Source organism: Amycolatopsis anabasis (genome assembly GCF_009765355.1).
GTDB classification, from domain to species: Bacteria; Actinomycetota; Actinomycetes; order Mycobacteriales; family Pseudonocardiaceae; genus Amycolatopsis; species Amycolatopsis anabasis.
The window spans coordinates 137,557-153,922 of the sequence record NZ_VTHK01000001.1; the positions used below are offsets into that span (position 1 = coordinate 137,557).

Sequence of the window (16,366 nt, forward strand, 5' to 3'; positions counted from 1 at the left end):
CACTCAGGCCGGGGTGATGGCGCCTTCCAGGTGCGGTTTGGGTTTGCGGGCGTTCCAGAGTTCGAACGTCCAGCCGCCGTCGGTCCGCCAGGAGGTGAACGCGGCCCGGGCGGGCAGCAGCACCGGCTGCTTGAACCGGACCTCGACGGTGAACGCCTCCGGCAACCGGCCTTCGAAGGACGCCAGGCTGTGGGCCTTCGTCCACATGCCGTGCGCGATCGCCGCCGGGAACCCGAACGCCTTGGCGGTCAACGGGTGCAGGTGGATCGGGTTCCGGTCGCCGGACACCTCGGCGTACCGGCGGCCGATGTCGCCGGGCACGTGCCAGACCGCGTTCGGCGAAGGCGGGGCCAGTTGCTCCTTCTTGCCGCCCTCGCCGCCGGAGGCCCCCGCGCCGCGGCGCAGGTAGGTGCTCACGTCCGTCCACACCGGACCTTCGTCCGCGGCGGAAGCGCGGTCCGGCACCAGTTCGCTGATCACGTCGAACTGGGTGCCCTTCTCGTGCGGCCGCAGGTTCTCCGCGCGCACCCGCAGCGTGAACGGCTCGTCCAGGGTCACCGGGCGGCGCTGGGTGATCCGGTTCGCCACGTGCACCATGCCCAGCAGCGGGAAGGGGAACCCCTTCTCGGTCATCAGCGCCATCTGCAGCGGGAACGCGAGGATGTGCGGGTAGGTCGCCGGGAGCGCGTCGGTCAGCCCGAACCCGCACACGTGGTTGTACGCGGCGAGCTCCTTCGGGTCGACGACCACGCCGTGGCGCACGTACTCGGTGTCCGGCAGCGGCGTGCCCACCGGTTTCCCGCCACCGCCCAGGCCGCCGAGCAGCGCCTTCGGGTAGAGCGAGCCGAGGCTCGGGGACGAGGTCAGTTCCTTGACGGCCATCGCGTCACGCTCCCAGCAGGGCCTGGCCGCAGACGCGGACCACGTTGCCGTTGACCGCGGCCGAGGCGGGGTTGGCGTACCAGGCGATGGTCTCGGCGACGTCCACCGGCAGGCCGCCCTGGCCGAGGCTGGACAGCCGCCGCCCGGCCTCGCGGATGAACAGCGGCACTGCGGCGGTCATCTTGGTCTCGATGAACCCGGGGGCGACCGCGTTGATCGTGCCGCCGCGCTCGGCGAGCACCGGGGCGCCCACGTTGACCATGCCGATCACGCCCGCCTTGCTGGTGGCGTAGTTGGTCTGCCCCACGTTCCCGGCGATCCCGGCGATCGACGAGACGCCGATGATCCGGCCGCCGTCGTGCAGCACCTTGTCGGCGAGCAGCTTGTCGTTGACCGCGAGCTGCGAGGCCAGGTTCACCGCGATGACCGAGTCCCAGCCGCCCTCGGTGAGGTTGCCGAGCGTCTTGTCCCGGGTGATGCCCGCGTTGTGCACCACGATGTCCACGCCGCCGTGGCGCTGGGTGAGGTGCTCGGCGAGCTTCTCCGGCGCGTCCGCGGCGGTGATGTCCAGCTGCAGCGCGGTCCCGCCGACCTTGTTGGCCGTCTTGGACAGGTCCGCGCCCTGCGCCGGGATGTCCAGCGCCACGACGTGCGCGCCGTCGCGGGCGAGCACCTCGGCGATGGCCGCGCCGATGCCCCGCGACGCGCCGGTGACCAGGGCGACCTTCCCGGCGAGCGGCTTGTCCCAGCTCTCCGGCGCGGTGACCTGCGCCTGGCCGACCGCGCCGATCCGGATCACCTGGGCGTCGACGAACGCCGATTTGGCCGACAGCAGGAAGCGCAGGGTCGACTCGGTGGCCTCCTCGGCGCCGGTCGCGACGTAGACCAGCTGCGCGGTCGCGCCGCGCTTCAGTTCCTTGGCCACCGAGCGGACGAACCCCTCGAGCGCGCGCTGGGCGACCCGCTCGCGGCCCTCGGCCAGTTCCGGCGGGGTGCCCAGCACGACCACCCGGCCGCAGTAGCCGACCCGGCGGATCACCGGCTGGAAGAACTTGTAGACCTCGCGCAGCTGCTTCGGATCGGTCACCCCGGTCGCGTCGAACACCAGCGCGCCGTACTTCTGGTCGCCCGCCGCCTCGGTGACCACGTCGATGCCCGCGTCGGCGAGCTGGGTCTTCACCGTCTTCTCCAGCCGTCCGCCCGGCGCGGCGCCCAGAAGTGCGGGACCCTCGAGGGGTGGCTGCCCCGGCTGGTACCGGCGCAGGGTGGCCGGATTCGGCAGGCCGAGCTTCGGCACCAGGAACTTCCCCACCGGGGTCTTGGTGAACTGTTGGTACCTGTCAGCCATCGCCGATGCCTTCCGTGTGCCGGTTCCGTCACTGCGCAGTCTAACCTACTCGCGGGTAGGTTACACTCGATACTGGGTTCCACATCACGGATGACCAGAAACATTTCGGCGCTGGAGGAAGCGATGAGCTCAGCGGAGAAGCCGGCGAGCGGACGGGCTCGCTCGACCAGGAGCACGGCGAAGGGCGGCACCGCCAAGGCCAAGGCGGCCGCGGCGAACTCCGGCGTCCGCAAGGTGGCGATCATCGGCGGCAACCGGATCCCGTTCGCGCGGTCCAACGGCCCGTACGCGAACGCCTCCAACCAGGACATGCTCACCGCCGCGCTGGACGGCCTGGTCAGCCGGTACGGCCTGCAGGGCGAGGTGATCGGCGAGGTCGCGGCCGGCGCGGTGCTCAAGCACTCCAAGGACTTCAACCTCGCGCGCGAATGCGTGCTGGGCAGCAAGCTCGCCCCGGAGACGCCCGCCTCGGACGTGCAGATGGCCTGCGGCACCGGCCTGCAGGCGATCGTCAACGTGGCGAACAAGATCGCGCTCGGCCAGATCGACTCGGCGATCGCCGGCGGCGTGGACACCACCAGCGACGCCCCGCTGCCGGTGAACGAGGACCTGCGCCGGATCCTGATCCAGCTGAACGCCGCCAAGACGCTCGGCGACCGGCTCAAGCTCGTCGCCAAGATCCGCCCCGGCCACATCGTCCCGGCGATCCCGCGCAACTCCGAACCGCGCACCGGGCTGTCCATGGGCGAGCACGCGGCGATCACCGCCAAGGAATGGGAGATCACCCGCGAAGCCCAGGACGAACTGGCCGCGACCAGCCACCAGCGGCTCGCGGCGGCCTACGACCGCGGCTTCTTCGACGATCTGGTGACACCGTTCCTCAAGCTCTCCCGCGACCAGAACCTGCGCGGCGACTCGACCGTGGAGAAGCTGGCCAAGCTCAAGCCGGTCTTCGGCGGCCCCGAGGGCACGATGACTGCGGCCAACTCCACCCCGCTGTCCGACGGCGCGTCGACCGTGCTGCTGGCCACCGAGGAATGGGCGGCGGCCCGCAACCTGCCGGTGCTGGCGTACCTGACGATCTCGCAGACCGCGGCCGTGGACTACGTGCACGGTGGCGAGGGCCTGCTGATGGCCCCGGCGTACGCGGTGCCGCGGATGCTCGCCAAGGCCGGGCTGACCTTGCAGGACTTCGACTTCTACGAGATCCACGAGGCGTTCGCGTCCCAGGTGCTCTGCACCCTGAAGGCGTGGGAGGACGACGCCTTCGCCAAGGAGAAGCTCGGGCTGGACTCGCCGCTCGGCTCGATCGACCGCGCGAAGCTGAACGTGAACGGCTCGTCGCTGGCCGCCGGGCACCCGTTCGCCGCGACCGGCGGGCGGATCGTGGCGACGCTGGCGAAGCTGCTGAACGAGAAGGGTTCCGGCCGGGGCCTGATCTCCATCTGCGCGGCGGGAGGCCAGGGGATCACGGCGATCCTGGAGAAGTAAACAGTGCGACTTTGTCGGTGCCACCGCATACCCTGACCGGCATCCAAACCGGACAGGGGGTGGCGGCATGCCCGAAACCGTCGCGGTGCGCACCGAGGCGCTGGTCAAGACGTACCGGTCGACCCGCGCCCTGGACGGCGTCGACCTGGAGATCCCGCACGGGCAAGTGCTCGGCCTGCTCGGGCCGAACGGCGCCGGCAAGACGACCACCGTCCGCATCCTGACCACCCTGCTCCGGCCGGATTCCGGCCGGGCCTGGGTGGCCGGGCACGACGTGCTCGCCGAACCGGAGAAGGTCCGGCGGGTGATCGGGCTGTCCGGCCAGTACGCCGCGGTCGACGAGAACCTGACCGGGTTCGAGAACCTGTACATGGTCGGCCGGTTGTACGGCCGCGGCCGGGCCGCCGCGCGCAAGCGCGCCCGCGAGCTGCTGTCGCGGTTCGCGCTGGAGGAGGCGGGCGACCGCCCGGCCAAGGGGTACTCCGGCGGGATGCGGCGCCGCCTCGACCTGGCCGGTGCGCTGGTCGCCGAACCGGCCGTGGTGGTGCTGGACGAGCCGACCACCGGGCTCGATCCGCGCGGGCGGATCGACACCTGGGCGGTGATCAAGGAACTCGTCGCGGACGGCGCGACCGTGCTGCTCACCACCCAGTACCTCGAGGAGGCCGATCAGCTCGCCGACGGGATCGTGGTGATCGACAAGGGGAAGGTCATCGCGCGCGGCACGGCCGACGAGCTGAAACGCCAGACCGGCGGCGAGCGCCTGGAACTGGTGGTCGGCGAGCCGGCGGAACTGGCCGCCACCGCCAGCGTGCTCGCCGAGGTGGGCACCGGCGAACCGCACGTCGACCCGCACCTGCGCAAGGTCGACGTGCTGGTGGACACCGGCACCAAGGCGCTGATCGAGGCGCTGCGCCGCCTGGACGCGCAGAGCATCACCGTGCAGGACGTCGCCCTGCACCGGCCCACGCTGGACGACGTGTTCCTCACGCTCACCGGCCATGGTGCGGAGGAGACGGGGGAGGAGGCCCGATGAACGCGGTCGCGAAGGCGTTCTCCGACGGCGGGGTCGTCACCTGGCGGAACCTGATGAACGTCCGGCGCAACCCGGACTGGCTGATGGCGGCCACCGTGCAGCCGATCATGTTCGTGCTGCTGTTCGCATACGTCTTCGGCGACGCGATCGGCGGCGAGGCGGGCGGCGCGGCCTACCGCGAGTTCCTGATCGCCGGGATCTTCGCGCAGACGGTCGCGTTCAACTCGGCGTTCACCGTGATCGGGTTCGCGAACGACCTGCAGAAGGGGATCATCGACCGGTTCCGCTCGCTGCCGATGTCCCGGTTCGCGGTGATCTTCGGCCGCACCACGTCCGATCTGATGGTCAGCGTGATCGCGCTGATCGTGATGTCGGCGTGCGGGCTGATCGTCGGCTGGCGGATCCGGGGCAGCTTCGGGGACGCGGTGCTCGGCTACCTGGTGATGCTGATGTTCGCGTGGGCGCTGTCCTGGGTGGGCGCGCTGATCGGGCTGGTGGCGCGCAGCGTCGAGGTCGCGCAGAGCGCGGGGCTGATCTGGATGTTCCCGCTCAGCTTCATCTCGTCCGCGTTCGTCCCCGCCGACAAGCTGCCCGGGTTCCTGGAAGTGGTCGCGGAGTGGAACCCGTTCACCGCGGTCATCAACGCGACCCGGGACCTGTTCGGCAACCGGTTCGGCGAGCCGACGGCCGGCTGGCCCGCCGAGCACGCCGCGCTCTACGCCATCCTGTGCTGCGTGGCGATCATCGCGATCTTCGCGCCACTGGCCGCCGCCCGCTACCGCCGCGTGGCCAGCCGCTAACCGGACCCTGAAAGGGGTCGTGAGTGTTTTGACCGGTTAGAACCGGTCTGTCCACTCACGACCCGTTCGGCCGGGTCAGCCGGGCAGGGCGGATTCCACGGCCTTGCTCGCGCGTCCGGCCAGGAACACCGTCCGGCGGCGGGCGTGGCCGGTGCTCTCCTGCACCTGCTTGCCGGCCTTCTTCGCGGCGCGGCGGGCCCGCCAGCCGAGCGAGGGCTTGCCGCCGGTGTCCCCGGCCGCGAGCAGCAGGCCACCCGCCAGCCCGGCGTTCTTCAGGAAGTGGATCAGCTGTTCCTGGCGGTCGGCCGGTTCCTGCTTCTCCCAGAACGCGTGGCCGGCCAGGGTGGTCGGCACCAGGCTGCCCAGCAGGGCCAGCGAGGCCAGCCGGGGCGCCTTGCCGAACGCCAGCGCGGTACCGGCGCCGATCTTGACCAGCCCGTCGATCCGGATCAGCGTCACCGGATCGGTGGGCACCGCGTCCGGCAGCGAACCGGCGCGCGGGCCGAGGGTCTTGTCGATCAGGGGCTTCGCGGCCTGCGCGTGCCCTTCGCTGTCCCGCAGCGCCCCGATCCCGCCGAAGATGAAGATGGACGCGAGCAGTGGGCGTGCCACTCGACGGAGAATCACGATCGTCGCCTTCCTCTGGCCAGTCCGAGCCTGTCGCCTCGAAGTTACCCGTTCTCGCGCATCTTCACTCCCATCCGCACTAGCAGGTTCTAATCGAATCTAGTGATCTTGTTAGATAGCGCAATATAATCCGAGAGTGTTGCCGCCAACAGGCTGAATACCCATCCCGGATGGTCGCTTTCGTGGCTGGACACCTGGTCACGTGGCGGTTCTGCGCAGCATCATGGGGTCTCGCAAGGGCACGCCCCGGACCCCGGCGATCCATCTGGAGACCAGAAGTCAGGGGCGAGCGATGGAGCGCAGCGAGAATCGGGCCACACCACCCTCCGGACGGGTCGGCATGGCCGACGTGCAACGCCTGGAGGAGTCCACCCGGGAATTCCGGGCCCTCGATTACCGAGACGGCGGCGGCGCCTGCCGGGACGCCGTGCTCACCGCGTTGTCCGGTGCGGATCAGTTACTCGCCTCGGCCGCGAACGACCAGGTGCTCGACCGGCTGTGCGTCGCGCTGGCCGATCTGCACAACCTCGCGGGCTGGACGAGTTTCGACATCGGCCTGGTCGACGCGTCCCTCGGCCATTTCGACCAGGCGCTGCGGCTGGCGACGAACTGCCACCACCACGGCCTGGTGGCGAACATCTGCTATCGGATGGGCCGGGTGCGCCTGCACCACGACGCGCCCGAGGAGAGCCTCGAGCACTTCGAACTGGGCCAGCTCTCCGCGAAGGAGGCGGGATCGTCGCTCGCCGCCGCCATCCTCTCCGCGAACCAGGCGTGGGCCTACGCGCGGATGGGCAACAGCGGCCGGGCGCTGTCGCTGCTCGGCCAGGCGGAGAGCCAGCTCGACGCGGCCGATCCCGATCTGGCGCCGCCGTGGGCGTGGTTCTTCGACGCCAACGATTTCTCCGCGATGCGGGCGACCGTGTACACCGAACTGGCCCGGGTCGTCGATCTGAGCCACACCCGCTCGGCGATCCCCGCGCTCACCACGGCCATCGCGGGCTACGACGAGAACATGGCCCGCAGCCGATCTTTCATGCTGATCATGCTGGCCACGAACCACCTGCTGGAAGGCGATCTGGACGAGGCCGCCGCGGTCGGCGTCCGGGCCCTGGAAATGGCCGGGCGCCTGACCTCGTCCCGGGCCCGGGACCGGATGCGGCCGCTGAAGAACGAGGCCGACCGCCGCCGGGACAACACCGGCATCCGCGATCTGTCCGACCGGGTCGCCGCGTTCATGTCCGGTCAGGGATAGGCGCGCGGGAGCCGGAAGCCGCGGGCGGCGGCGACCTCGCGCAGCCGGTCCGGGTAGTCGGTGATGATGCCGTCCACGCCGTCGTCGATGAGCTTGTGCATCGTCGCCGGATCGTCGACCGTCCACGGGATCACCTTCAGACCCGCGCGGTGCGCCTCGCCGACCAGGGCCTTGGTGGTGAACGGCTGGTAGCCGGGGTCGTTCACGGTCCCGCCCTGCGGGTTGCCGTGCACCGGCGACAGCGCCCGGGCGCCGAACGATTTGACCGCGCGGACCGGGCTGCCGCCGAAGTCGTCGATGTCCAGGCCGCCCAGCCACGGCGACTTGCCGGGCTTGCCCGCCTGGAGGAACTCCGGCTGGGTCAGGGCGACGGTCGGCAGCCACGGCGCGACCTCGCGCATCAGCATCAGCGCGCCCCAGTCGAAGCTCTGGATGGTGACGTTGCGCGCGAAACCGGACCGGTTGATCTCGTGCGCGGCCCGGTGCACGAACCACTCGCGCGGCGCGGTCTCCCGCGGCGCGGCGGCCTCGACCTTGGTCTCGATGTTGAAGCGGATTCCCCACGCGCGGTGCCGCCGGGCGAGGTCGAACACTTCGGCGAGCGTCGGCATCTTCGCGCCGGGCGAGAGCTGCTGGTTCGGGAAGTTCGGCTGGCGCAGCGAGCCGCAGTCCAGCGTGCGCACCTGCGCGAAGGTGAGGTCCTTGACGTACTTGCCGACATAGGGGAACGCCGGGTCACCCGGGGTCGCGGGCGCGGTGTCGCGGCATTTGGCCGGGGTGGTCTTCCGGTCGTGCGTGATCACCTCTCGGCCGTCGGCGGTGATCTGCAGGTCGAGCTCAAGCGTGGTCACGCCGAGTTCGAGCGCGGTCTCGAAGGAGGCCAGCGTGCTCTCCACGGTGAGCCCGATCCCGCCGCGATGCGCCTGGATGTCGAACTGCCCGCGCGGACGCGCCTGCGCCGCCCCAGGGGTCAGCCCGGCGACCGCCGCCGCTACCACCACCACACTGCTCAACGCCCTCAGCACACCCACCACACTTCCACCCCACCCATCCCCCGAAAACCCCGATCAGGTGACATCTCCCCGAACCCCACCTGTCATGAGGGGACCCCTCCGGACAATTTTCGTCAGGAGGGGTCCCCTCATGACACGCCGGTAGCGGATTCTGGACGAATATCGGGCTTTCGCTAGAAAGGTCGATACGGTCCTAGGGTGGACCCGATCCGCAACCCCTTCGCACCGGGCGCCGGGCAGCGGCCGCCCGAGCTCGCCGGGCGTGTGCGCGAACTCAAGGCGTTCGAGGTCGTGCTGGAACGTGTCGCCCGGGGGCGGCCGGAGCGCAGCCTGGTGCTGACCGGACTGCGCGGGGTCGGCAAGACCGTGCTGCTCGGCGAGCTGCGGTCGATGGCCGTCCGGCACGGCTGGGGCGCCGGGAAGATCGAGGCGCGCCCGGACGCCGAACTGCGCCGGCCGCTGTCGGCCGCGCTGCACCGGGCGATCCGGGACCTCGCCGTGCGGCACCGGGCGCCGGACCGGGTCGAGCAGGTGCTGGCCGTGCTCAAGGCGTTCGCGTTGCGGGCGAACAAACCCGACGCGAAGCTCCGCGACCGCTGGCAGCCCGGGATCGACGTCCCCGCGGCGCAGGGCCGGGCGGATTCCGGGGACATCGAGATCGATCTGGTGGAGCTGTTCACCGATGTCGCCGAGCTCGCCGCGGACGTGGGCACCGGGGTCGCGCTGCTGATCGACGAGATCCAGGACCTGGGCCCGGACGACGTCTCCGCCCTGTGCGCCGCGTGCCACGAACTGTCCCAGTCGGGCGCACCGCTGGTCGTGGTCGGCGCCGGGCTGCCGCATGTGCCCGCGGTGCTGTCCGCGTCGAAGTCCTACTCCGAGCGGCTCTTCCGGTACGCGCGCATCGACCGCCTGGACCGCGGCGACGCCGACCACGCGGTGCTCGCCCCGATAGAGCGCGAGGAAGCCGGGATAGAGCCGGAAGCCCTGGACGCGCTGTTCGACGCGTCCGGCGGTTACCCGTATTTCATCCAGGCATACAGCAAGGCCGCCTGGGACGCGGCGCCCGCGGACCCGATCACGGTCCAGGACGTCCAGGTGGCCGCGCCGGAGGCGGAATCGGAACTGGCGGTCGGCTTCTTCGGCTCGCGGTACGAACGCGCCACCCCGGCCGAACGCGAGTACCTGCTGGCGATGGCCGAGCTGACCCAGGGCCGGGACGAACCCGCGGGCACCTCGGACGTGGCGGTCTACCTGGGCCGCAAACCCTCGTCGCTGTCCCCGGCGCGGGACAGCCTGATGAAGAAGGGGCTGGTGTACTCCGCCGAGCGGGGACACATCGCCTTCACCGTGCCGCACTTCGGGCACTACCTGCTCGGCCGCGCCGACGACTGAGGCCGGGCCGGTTTCTCGGGTTCGCTAGCCGCTCATACGGCTCTCTAGCGCTGTCTAGCTTGCTGGCGATAATCGCCCAGACAGGCCCAGACGTTACCTCAACGTGACCAGGGCCACGAAGTTTGATCGGAAAACCCGCCACTTCGCCGACGATTCATCGGCAAGTGTGCCATGTCACCGGATAATCGTTGGCGACCTTGTGAAAAAAGGTGCATACTAGAGGCACAGCCACCGAGACTCAAGGGGATACCGAAACCGATGAACAACATCGCCGCCAAGCTCCGTGCCCGCCGCGCCGAGGCTCGCACTCGCCGGGCGCTGAACCGGGCGATCGACAACGCGGCCACCGCGACCGTTCGTCAGGAGCTCATCGCGATCGCCCAGGCCCGCCAGCCGCACATGCGCTGACCCGGGCCACACCAACGGGTGCAAATACCACCCAAACGAGTGACCTACGACACATAGAGCATGGGGTGTAACGCCACCGACTACGGCGTCGATACCCCAGTTGACCCCGTGATGCTGGCGGACCCCCGACCTGGCAGCATCACGGGGTTTCCATATTCGGCGTGTTCGCTGCGGCCCTGGCGGGCCTGCAGCTTCCCGCCGACCTGTTCGTTGTGGGGGGCGACCCCCCACACCCCCGCGTTACGAGCTCCGCGCCTTGGCGAGCGCTGGGCGCGATGATCTTGGACCAGCATCGGTCCCGAAAGTCCTTTTAAATCACTTGCGTTGCCGACGTGTGGCCATATGCTTGACCTTGTCAAGGGAAATGGTTGAGGTGGTCAAGTGAATGGCGTCGAGTTGGCGGAGCGGGTTGCGGCGGTCAGGGCATTCAACCGGCTTTACACCCGGGTTATCGGGGTGCTTGACGAGGAGATGGTGGGGACGCCGTTCTCGTTGAGTGAGGCTCGGGTGCTGTTCGAGCTGGCGCAGCGGGAGGTCACCGAGGTCGCCGATCTGCGGCGGGAGCTGGGGCTCGACGGGGGCTATGCGAGCCGGTTGCTGGGGAAGCTGGAGTCCCGGGGGTTGCTCCGGCGGGATCGGTCGCCGGAGGACGCGCGGCGGCAGATCGCCTGGTTGACCGAGGAGGGGCGGGCGGCCCAGCGGTCGCTCGAAGATCGGACGCAGGATCAGATCGGGGGCCTGCTGCGGCGGTTGACCGAGGACGACCAGCAGCGGCTGCTGCGGTCGATGGACACCGTCAGCAAGCTGGTCGGGGAGCAACGCCGGGATCCGACGCTGGTGTTGCGGCCGCCGCGGGCGGGGGACCTGGGCTGGGTCGTGCAGCGGCACGGGGCGTTGTACACCGAGGAGTACGGGTGGGACGCCCGGTTCGAGGCGCTGGTCGCCAAGGTCGCCGCCGACTTCCTGGAGGGCCGGGGCAACCCGCGGCAGGCGGGCTGGATCGCCGAAGTCGACGGCGAGCGGGTCGGCAGCGTGTTCTGCATGCCCGGGCGGGATGAGAAGACCGCCCAGCTGCGTTTACTGATTGTGGAACCGAGCGCACGGGGGCTCGGCGTCGGCAGGCGCCTGGTCGCCGAATGCATCGAATTCGCCCGCGCGAGCGGGCACAGCGCGGTCGAGCTGTGGACGATCTCCGTGCTCACCGCCGCCCGCAAGATCTACCAGCGGGCCGGATTCCAGCTCGTGTCGCAGGCGCCGGAACACGGATTCGGGCCCGAGCTGACCAAGCAGTTCTGGCGGTTGGAGTTGTAACCGTGTTCGTCGTGTACTGCCCGACCTGCGATCGCCGGACCTTACTCGGTGTGGACGAGGTCGACTGGGTACACAACCTCGCCCCCGGGATGATCTCGGTGACCGGCGCCTGCCCGCACGGGCACACCGTCGTCGTGCTCACCGGCGACGCGTTCACCCCGCGGCCCGATCCGCGGATCCCGCCGCACGTGCCCTCGCTCTGGGTGCGCGCGTACCGGCATCCGCGGCGGCTGATCTCGCGCCTGCTGGCCTGGGTGATCCGGATGTACGAGGTTCAGCGGGACCTGCACACCGCGTTCTACCGGTTCTAGCGCGGCACGCGCCCGAGCAGGTAGAACTCGTCGTTCGGGCGCAGCGCCGTGAGGTGCGCGAGCCGGTTGGACATCGCGAACAGCGCGGTGATCGCGCCGACGTCCCAGATCTCGTCGTCGGTGAGCCCGGCGGCCCGGGCCGCGTCCAGATCGGGTTCGCCGAAGGTCGCCGAGTCGTGCGCCAGGGCCAGCGCGAGGTCCACGATCGCGCGGCCGCGCTCGTCCAGCTCCACCTGCCACGGGTTGCTGGACACGCGGTCGGCGAGCTGGGGGTCCTTCGCCCGGATGCGCAGGATCGCGCCGTGCGCGACCACGCAGTAGGTGCAGTGGTTCGCGCCCGAGGTCGCCACCACGACCAGTTCCCGCTCGGCCTTGCTCAGCCCTTCGGACCGTTCCATCAACGCGTCGTGGTAGTCCAGGAACGCCCGCAGCTCGGCCGGGCGGTGCCCCAGCGCGCGGAAGATGTTCGGCACGAACCCGGACTTCTCCGCGATCGCCCCGATCCGCTCGCGCAGGTCCTCGGGCAACCCGTCCGGTTCGACGACCGGGAATCTGCTCACCTGATCGCTCATGACTGCCACGCTAGCGGTGTCAGTTCCCGGCGCGCTCGTTCGTCTAGGTAGCGCTTTGACACCTCGAAGGTTGGAGGAGACATGCCGAAATACGTGGCCTTCCTGCGGGAGGCCGGCCAAGCGCGGGCCGGGATGAGCCCGGACGAGGCGCAGCGCACGCTGGAGCGCTACCTCGCCTGGAGCGAAGACCTGGACAAGGCGGGCAACCCGGTGGGCGGCGGCGGCCTGTCCGTCAGCAAGAGCCGGGTGCTGCGCCGGGCCGGGGGCGAACTCGAGGCCAGCGACGGGCCGTACACCGAGGCCGCCGAGATCGTCGGGGGATTCCTGGTGATCGAGGCGGCGGATCTGGACGAGGCGGAGAAGATCTTCGGCAGCCACCCGCATCTGGACTTCGGTTCGATGGAGGTCCGCAAGATCGGCGAAGCGGGATGTGAGGCGTGATGCCGAGGTTCGTGGGGTTCGCGGTCGGCGGCGGTGAGCATCCGGACTGGGCCGATCCCGAACTGGCGGAGCGGGCCCTGGAACGGTACGCCGCCTGGGACGAAGAAGTCCGCGCCCAGGGCCGGTACCGCGGCGGCGTGGGCCTCGCGTCGGAAGCGAAGGTCCTCCGCAAGAAGGAAAGCGACGTGCTGGTCAGCGACGGGCCGTTCGCCGAGGCAGCCGAGGTGATCGGCGGGTACGCCGAGATCGAGGCGGCCGACCTGGACGAGGCGATCGCGGTGTTCCGCACGCATCCGCACCTCGACTACGGATTCCTGGAGGTCCGGGAGGTGACCCTGCGGTGACCGCACCGGCCGGCGTGGTGGAGCACCTGTTCCGGCACAGCGCCGGGCGGATCACCGCCACGCTGGCCCGCGTCCTCGGGCCGGAACGGCTGGATCTGGCCGAGGACGCGGTCGCCGACGCGCTGGTGCAGGCGTTGCGGATCTGGCCGCAGAGCGGGGTGCCGGAGAATCCGGGCGGCTGGCTGTTCCGGACCGCGCGCAACCGGGCCGTGGACCTGTTGCGCCGCGAGGACACGCTGCGCGCCAAACTGCCCGCGCTGGCCGGGCTCGGCTGTGCCGACGAGGTCCGCGCCGGGGACGACGAACTCGCGCTGATGGTGCTGTGCTGCCATCCCGAACTGCCCCCGGCGTCCCGGGTGGCGCTCACCCTGAAAACCGTCGGCGGGCTCGGCGTGCGCGAGATCGCGGCCGCGCTGCTGACCCGACCGGCCACCGTGGAACAACGGCTGGCCCGGGCCAAACGCTGGTTGCGCGCGGCCGGGCAGCCGGTCGAACTGCCCGGCCCGGAAACCCTTGAGTCCAGAGTGGACAGTGTGCTTTCGGTGCTGTACCTGCTGTTCAACGAGGGCTACGACGCCACGGTCGGCGAGGTGGCGGTACGCGGGGAACTGTGCGGCGAGGCCATCCGGCTGTGCCGCCTGCTGCTCACCGACCGCCGCACCGAACTGCCCCGCGCGCGTGCCCTGCTCGCGTTGATGCTGCTGCAGGGCAGCCGCCTGCCCGCGCGCGTCGACGCGGACGGCGACCTCCTCCTGCTCGGCGAGCAGGACCGCGACCGCTGGGACCACGCGATGATCGCCGAAGGCATCCGGGTCTTCGCCGCCGCCTGCACCGGGCCCGCGGAGTCCGCGTACCACGTGGAAGCGGCCATCGCGGTCTGCCACACCGCGGCGGAAACCGACTGGCCGCGCGTCCTCGGGCTCTACGACCGGCTGCTCGAACTGCGGGATTCCCCGGTCGCCCGGCTGAACCGGGCGATCGCGCTGGCCATGGCGCACGGGGTGCCCGAAGGGATCGCCGAACTGGAGCGGCTGGAGGATCATCCGCGGCTCGCCGGGTACGCGCTGCTCCCGGCGGCGCTCGGCACGCTCTGGTCGCGGGCGGGCGAACCGGACCGGGCGGCCGCGTACTTCCGCCACGCGCTCACCCTGCCCGCCGCCGAACCGCAGCGCCGGTTCCTCCGCCGCCGCCTCGCCGAGTGTTCAGGTGCCGTTGACCTCGAGCTGATAGACCGGGACGGGTGAGCTGGACCGAGTACGTCGACGGCTACTGCGAACGCGTGGCACCGGGGTTCTGGGGCGAACCGCTCAACGCGGTGAGCAACCTGGCGTTCCTGGTCGCCACGGTCGCGATCTGGCGGCTCGGCCGGAACTCGCCCGGGCCGGTGCGTGCGCTCGGGCCCCTGGTCGGGCTGGTTTTCGCCGCCAGCACGGCGTTCCACACCTTCGCCACCCGCTGGGGCGCCGCCGCCGACACCGGTTTCATCCTCGTGTTCGTGCTCTACTACGCGGTCTGCTTCACGCGGGTCTTCCTCGGCGTGCGGTGGCGGTTCGCCTGGCTCGCGGCACCGCTGTTCACCGCCTTCGCCGTCCCGGTCGCATACGCGGGCGGCGGCTACCTGCCCGCGTTGCTCGGCCTGTTCGGGCTCGCCGCGATCCTGGCCGCCCGCCGCGACCCGGACTGGTCACGGTTCGCGGTGGTGGGCGGGATCTTCGCGGTTTCCCTGTCGTTGCGGACCGCGGACCACGCGGTGTGCGGCCACCTGCCAATCGGCACGCATTTCCTCTGGCACCTGCTCAACGGCTGCGTGCTCTACCTGGTCTCCCGGGCCGCCATCCTCAGAGCCGGGTCCGCCGAGTCTCCCCGGCCACCAGCATTCCCACGACCGTCAGCGCCAGGCAGCCCACCAGCATGAGCACCACCGGAACCGCGGTACCGGTACCGCGCAGGAACGCGGTGCCGAGCAGCGGGGCCGCCGCGCCGGAGAACACGGTGGCCGCCTGGTACCCGAGCGAAACCCCGGAGTACCGCAGTTCGGTGGTGAACAGTTCCGCGTAGAACGCCGACTGGGCCCCGGTGAGCACGCCGTGCAGCAGCAACCCGACCGCCACCGCGACGAACACCGCCGCCTGGTCCTTGCTCCCCACCAGGCCGAAGAACGCGGGCGTCCACCCGGCGGCGAGCACCGCGGCGACGACCGCGACCGCGCGGCGGCCGAACCGGTCGGACAGCGCCCCGCCCGCGAGCATGCCGAGCACCTGCACCACCGAACCCACGGTGACCGCGCCGGTCGCCACCCCCTTGGGCACGCCGATGTGCTGCGCGTAGACCAGCAGGAAGATGGTGAACACGTAGAACGCCGCGTTCTCGCCGAGCCGCGCGGCGAACGCGCTGAACAGCGGGCGCGGATGGCGGGCGAACACCGCCAGGATCGGGGCGCGCGCGGTCTTCTCCGCCTTCGCGGTCTCGGCGAACAGCGGGGATTCCTCCACCCGCAACCGGATCCACAGTCCAATCGCGACAATCACCAGGGAGGCGAGGAACGGCAATCGCCAGCCCCACGAGCCGTACTGCGCGTCCGTGGTCAGCCAGGCCACCAGGGTCAGCGCGCCGTTCGCGAGCAGGTTGCCGAGCGGGCCGCCGGTCTGCGGCCACGCGGTCCAGAACCCGCGGCGCGCCGGGGGACCGTGCTCGGCCACCAGGATCACCGCGCCGCCGAACTCCCCGCCGAGCGCGAACCCCTGTACCAGGCGCAGCACGGTGAGCAGGATCGGCGCGGTGATCCCGATCTGCGCGTAACCGGGCAGCACGCCGATCAGCGCCGAGGCGACGCCCATCATCAGCAGGCTGATCACCAGCAGCCGCTTGCGGCCCAGTTTGTCGCCGAAGTGCCCGAAGATCACCCCGCCGAGCGGCCGCGCGAAGAACCCGAGCGCGTAGGTGACCAGCGCGGCGAGCACCCCGAGCAGGCCGACGGTGTTCGGGAAGAACACCTTCGGGAAGATCGCGGTCGCCGCGGCGGCGTACAGGAAGAAGTCGAAGAACTCGACGGTGGTGCCGACGACCCCGGCGCCGACGACACGTGCGAACCCGGCTGGGCGAACCGACGTCACCGGGCCCTCCTTTCCCCCA

The 16,366-nt window shown here is 70.6% G+C and carries 18 protein-coding genes; 12 read left to right on the forward strand and 6 right to left on the reverse strand.

The annotated features are described in order from the left end of the window. Nucleotides 1–3: 3 nt before the first annotated feature. Nucleotides 4–882 carry a MaoC/PaaZ C-terminal domain-containing protein gene (locus tag FXO23_RS00740; RefSeq protein ID WP_158879516.1) on the reverse strand — a complete coding sequence of 293 codons (879 nt, stop codon included), beginning with the start codon at nucleotides 880–882 and terminating at the stop codon, nucleotides 4–6. 4 nt (nucleotides 883–886) lie between these two features. Then, nucleotides 887–2,230 (reverse strand): 3-oxoacyl-ACP reductase, encoded by a 1,344-nt coding sequence (locus tag FXO23_RS00745; RefSeq protein WP_158879517.1) that lies wholly within the window; start codon nucleotides 2,228–2,230, stop codon nucleotides 887–889. A 123-nt stretch (nucleotides 2,231–2,353) separates the two neighbouring features. On the opposite strand from FXO23_RS00745, the gene FXO23_RS00750 reads away from it, so the two are divergent. The 3 genes from FXO23_RS00750 (at nucleotide 2,354) to FXO23_RS00760 (ending at nucleotide 5,557) form a co-directional block, all read left to right on the forward strand. Beyond that, nucleotides 2,354–3,721, forward strand: a complete 1,368-nt coding sequence (locus FXO23_RS00750) for an acetyl-CoA C-acetyltransferase (RefSeq protein ID WP_158880044.1) — start codon at nucleotides 2,354–2,356, stop codon at nucleotides 3,719–3,721. 67 nt (nucleotides 3,722–3,788) lie between these two features. Next, a complete protein-coding gene (locus FXO23_RS00755; protein WP_158879518.1) occupies nucleotides 3,789–4,757 on the forward strand; it encodes an ATP-binding cassette domain-containing protein in 969 nt (322 codons plus the stop codon). Continuing rightward, nucleotides 4,754–5,557, forward strand: a complete 804-nt coding sequence (locus FXO23_RS00760; RefSeq protein ID WP_158879519.1) for an ABC transporter permease — start codon at nucleotides 4,754–4,756, stop codon at nucleotides 5,555–5,557. Before FXO23_RS00755 ends, FXO23_RS00760 begins: the two co-directional genes overlap by 4 nt. Nucleotides 5,558–5,632: 75 nt before the next feature. Here the strand turns inward: FXO23_RS00760 and FXO23_RS00765 are convergent, their stop codons facing one another. Beyond that, nucleotides 5,633–6,184 carry a DoxX family membrane protein gene (locus FXO23_RS00765; protein WP_158879520.1) on the reverse strand — a complete coding sequence of 184 codons (552 nt, stop codon included), beginning with the start codon at nucleotides 6,182–6,184 and terminating at the stop codon, nucleotides 5,633–5,635. Between the two features lie 340 nt (nucleotides 6,185–6,524). On the opposite strand from FXO23_RS00765, the gene FXO23_RS00770 reads away from it, so the two are divergent. Further along, nucleotides 6,525–7,439 carry an NsdA family TPR-like regulatory protein gene (locus FXO23_RS00770; RefSeq protein ID WP_158879521.1) on the forward strand — a complete coding sequence of 305 codons (915 nt, stop codon included), beginning with the start codon at nucleotides 6,525–6,527 and terminating at the stop codon, nucleotides 7,437–7,439. On the opposite strand, the gene FXO23_RS00775 is transcribed toward FXO23_RS00770, so the two are convergent. Next, on the reverse strand, nucleotides 7,430–8,452 hold the full coding sequence (locus FXO23_RS00775) for a glycerophosphodiester phosphodiesterase family protein (RefSeq protein WP_246256800.1): 1,023 nt from the start codon (nucleotides 8,450–8,452) through the stop codon (nucleotides 7,430–7,432). The genes FXO23_RS00770 and FXO23_RS00775 overlap by 10 nt on opposite strands. Nucleotides 8,453–8,650: 198 nt before the next feature. Between FXO23_RS00775 and FXO23_RS00780 the strand changes: the two genes are divergently transcribed. The 4 genes from FXO23_RS00780 to FXO23_RS00790 all read left to right on the forward strand — a co-directional run bounded on the left by FXO23_RS00780 (nucleotide 8,651) and on the right by FXO23_RS00790 (nucleotide 11,877). Beyond that, the gene (locus FXO23_RS00780) at nucleotides 8,651–9,847 is read left to right on the forward strand and encodes an ATP-binding protein (protein ID WP_158879523.1); all 1,197 of its coding nucleotides are present in this window, start codon (nucleotides 8,651–8,653) and stop codon (nucleotides 9,845–9,847) included. Between the two features lie 258 nt (nucleotides 9,848–10,105). Then, nucleotides 10,106–10,255 (forward strand): hypothetical protein, encoded by a 150-nt coding sequence (locus tag FXO23_RS50680; protein WP_179956636.1) that lies wholly within the window; start codon nucleotides 10,106–10,108, stop codon nucleotides 10,253–10,255. A 381-nt stretch (nucleotides 10,256–10,636) separates the two neighbouring features. Next, nucleotides 10,637–11,566, forward strand: coding sequence for a bifunctional helix-turn-helix transcriptional regulator/GNAT family N-acetyltransferase (locus FXO23_RS00785; RefSeq protein WP_158879524.1), 930 nt, complete (start codon nucleotides 10,637–10,639; stop codon nucleotides 11,564–11,566). A 2-nt stretch (nucleotides 11,567–11,568) separates the two neighbouring features. Beyond that, a complete protein-coding gene (locus FXO23_RS00790; protein WP_158879525.1) occupies nucleotides 11,569–11,877 on the forward strand; it encodes a hypothetical protein in 309 nt (102 codons plus the stop codon). On the opposite strand, the gene FXO23_RS00795 is transcribed toward FXO23_RS00790, so the two are convergent. After that, nucleotides 11,874–12,449 carry a peroxidase-related enzyme gene (locus tag FXO23_RS00795; protein WP_158879526.1) on the reverse strand — a complete coding sequence of 192 codons (576 nt, stop codon included), beginning with the start codon at nucleotides 12,447–12,449 and terminating at the stop codon, nucleotides 11,874–11,876. The two genes, FXO23_RS00790 and FXO23_RS00795, sit on opposite strands and share 4 nt — an antisense overlap. A gap of 81 nt (nucleotides 12,450–12,530) precedes the next feature. Here FXO23_RS00795 and FXO23_RS00800 point away from each other — a divergent pair, with 81 nt between their 5' ends. From FXO23_RS00800 to FXO23_RS00815, 4 genes are read left to right on the forward strand one after another with little or no spacing between them, the layout of a single operon-like run. After that, nucleotides 12,531–12,890, forward strand: coding sequence for a YciI family protein (locus tag FXO23_RS00800; protein ID WP_158879527.1), 360 nt, complete (start codon nucleotides 12,531–12,533; stop codon nucleotides 12,888–12,890). Continuing rightward, complete coding sequence (locus FXO23_RS00805; RefSeq protein WP_158879528.1) at nucleotides 12,890–13,234, forward strand: YciI family protein; 345 nt, start codon at nucleotides 12,890–12,892, stop codon at nucleotides 13,232–13,234. Before FXO23_RS00800 ends, FXO23_RS00805 begins: the two co-directional genes overlap by 1 nt. Beyond that, nucleotides 13,231–14,478 (forward strand): RNA polymerase sigma factor, encoded by a 1,248-nt coding sequence (locus FXO23_RS00810; RefSeq protein WP_158879529.1) that lies wholly within the window; start codon nucleotides 13,231–13,233, stop codon nucleotides 14,476–14,478. The genes FXO23_RS00805 and FXO23_RS00810 overlap by 4 nt, the downstream gene beginning before the upstream one ends. Further along, a complete protein-coding gene (locus FXO23_RS00815) occupies nucleotides 14,475–15,149 on the forward strand; it encodes a hypothetical protein (RefSeq protein ID WP_158879530.1) in 675 nt (224 codons plus the stop codon). Before FXO23_RS00810 ends, FXO23_RS00815 begins: the two co-directional genes overlap by 4 nt. Here FXO23_RS00815 and FXO23_RS00820 read toward each other — a convergent pair. Beyond that, nucleotides 15,073–16,347, reverse strand: coding sequence for an MFS transporter (locus FXO23_RS00820; protein ID WP_158879531.1), 1,275 nt, complete (start codon nucleotides 16,345–16,347; stop codon nucleotides 15,073–15,075). The genes FXO23_RS00815 and FXO23_RS00820 overlap by 77 nt on opposite strands. Nucleotides 16,348–16,366 lie beyond the last annotated feature (19 nt).

Excerpts from the sequence above, each read along its gene's own strand:
- FXO23_RS00740 (WP_158879516.1), bottom strand. The coding sequence starts at position 882 with ATGGCCGTCAAGGAACTGACCTCGTCCCCGAGCCTCGGCTCGCTCTAC.
- FXO23_RS00745 (WP_158879517.1), bottom strand. The coding sequence starts at position 2,230 with ATGGCTGACAGGTACCAACAGTTCACCAAGACCCCGGTGGGGAAGTTC.
- FXO23_RS00750 (WP_158880044.1), top strand. The coding sequence starts at position 2,354 with ATGAGCTCAGCGGAGAAGCCGGCGAGCGGACGGGCTCGCTCGACCAGG.
- FXO23_RS00755 (WP_158879518.1), top strand. The coding sequence starts at position 3,789 with ATGCCCGAAACCGTCGCGGTGCGCACCGAGGCGCTGGTCAAGACGTAC.
- FXO23_RS00760 (WP_158879519.1), top strand. The coding sequence starts at position 4,754 with ATGAACGCGGTCGCGAAGGCGTTCTCCGACGGCGGGGTCGTCACCTGG.
- FXO23_RS00770 (WP_158879521.1), top strand. The coding sequence starts at position 6,525 with ATGGCCGACGTGCAACGCCTGGAGGAGTCCACCCGGGAATTCCGGGCC.
- FXO23_RS50680 (WP_179956636.1), top strand. The coding sequence starts at position 10,106 with ATGAACAACATCGCCGCCAAGCTCCGTGCCCGCCGCGCCGAGGCTCGC.
- FXO23_RS00795 (WP_158879526.1), bottom strand. The coding sequence starts at position 12,449 with ATGAGCGATCAGGTGAGCAGATTCCCGGTCGTCGAACCGGACGGGTTG.
- FXO23_RS00800 (WP_158879527.1), top strand. The coding sequence starts at position 12,531 with ATGCCGAAATACGTGGCCTTCCTGCGGGAGGCCGGCCAAGCGCGGGCC.
- FXO23_RS00805 (WP_158879528.1), top strand. The coding sequence starts at position 12,890 with ATGCCGAGGTTCGTGGGGTTCGCGGTCGGCGGCGGTGAGCATCCGGAC.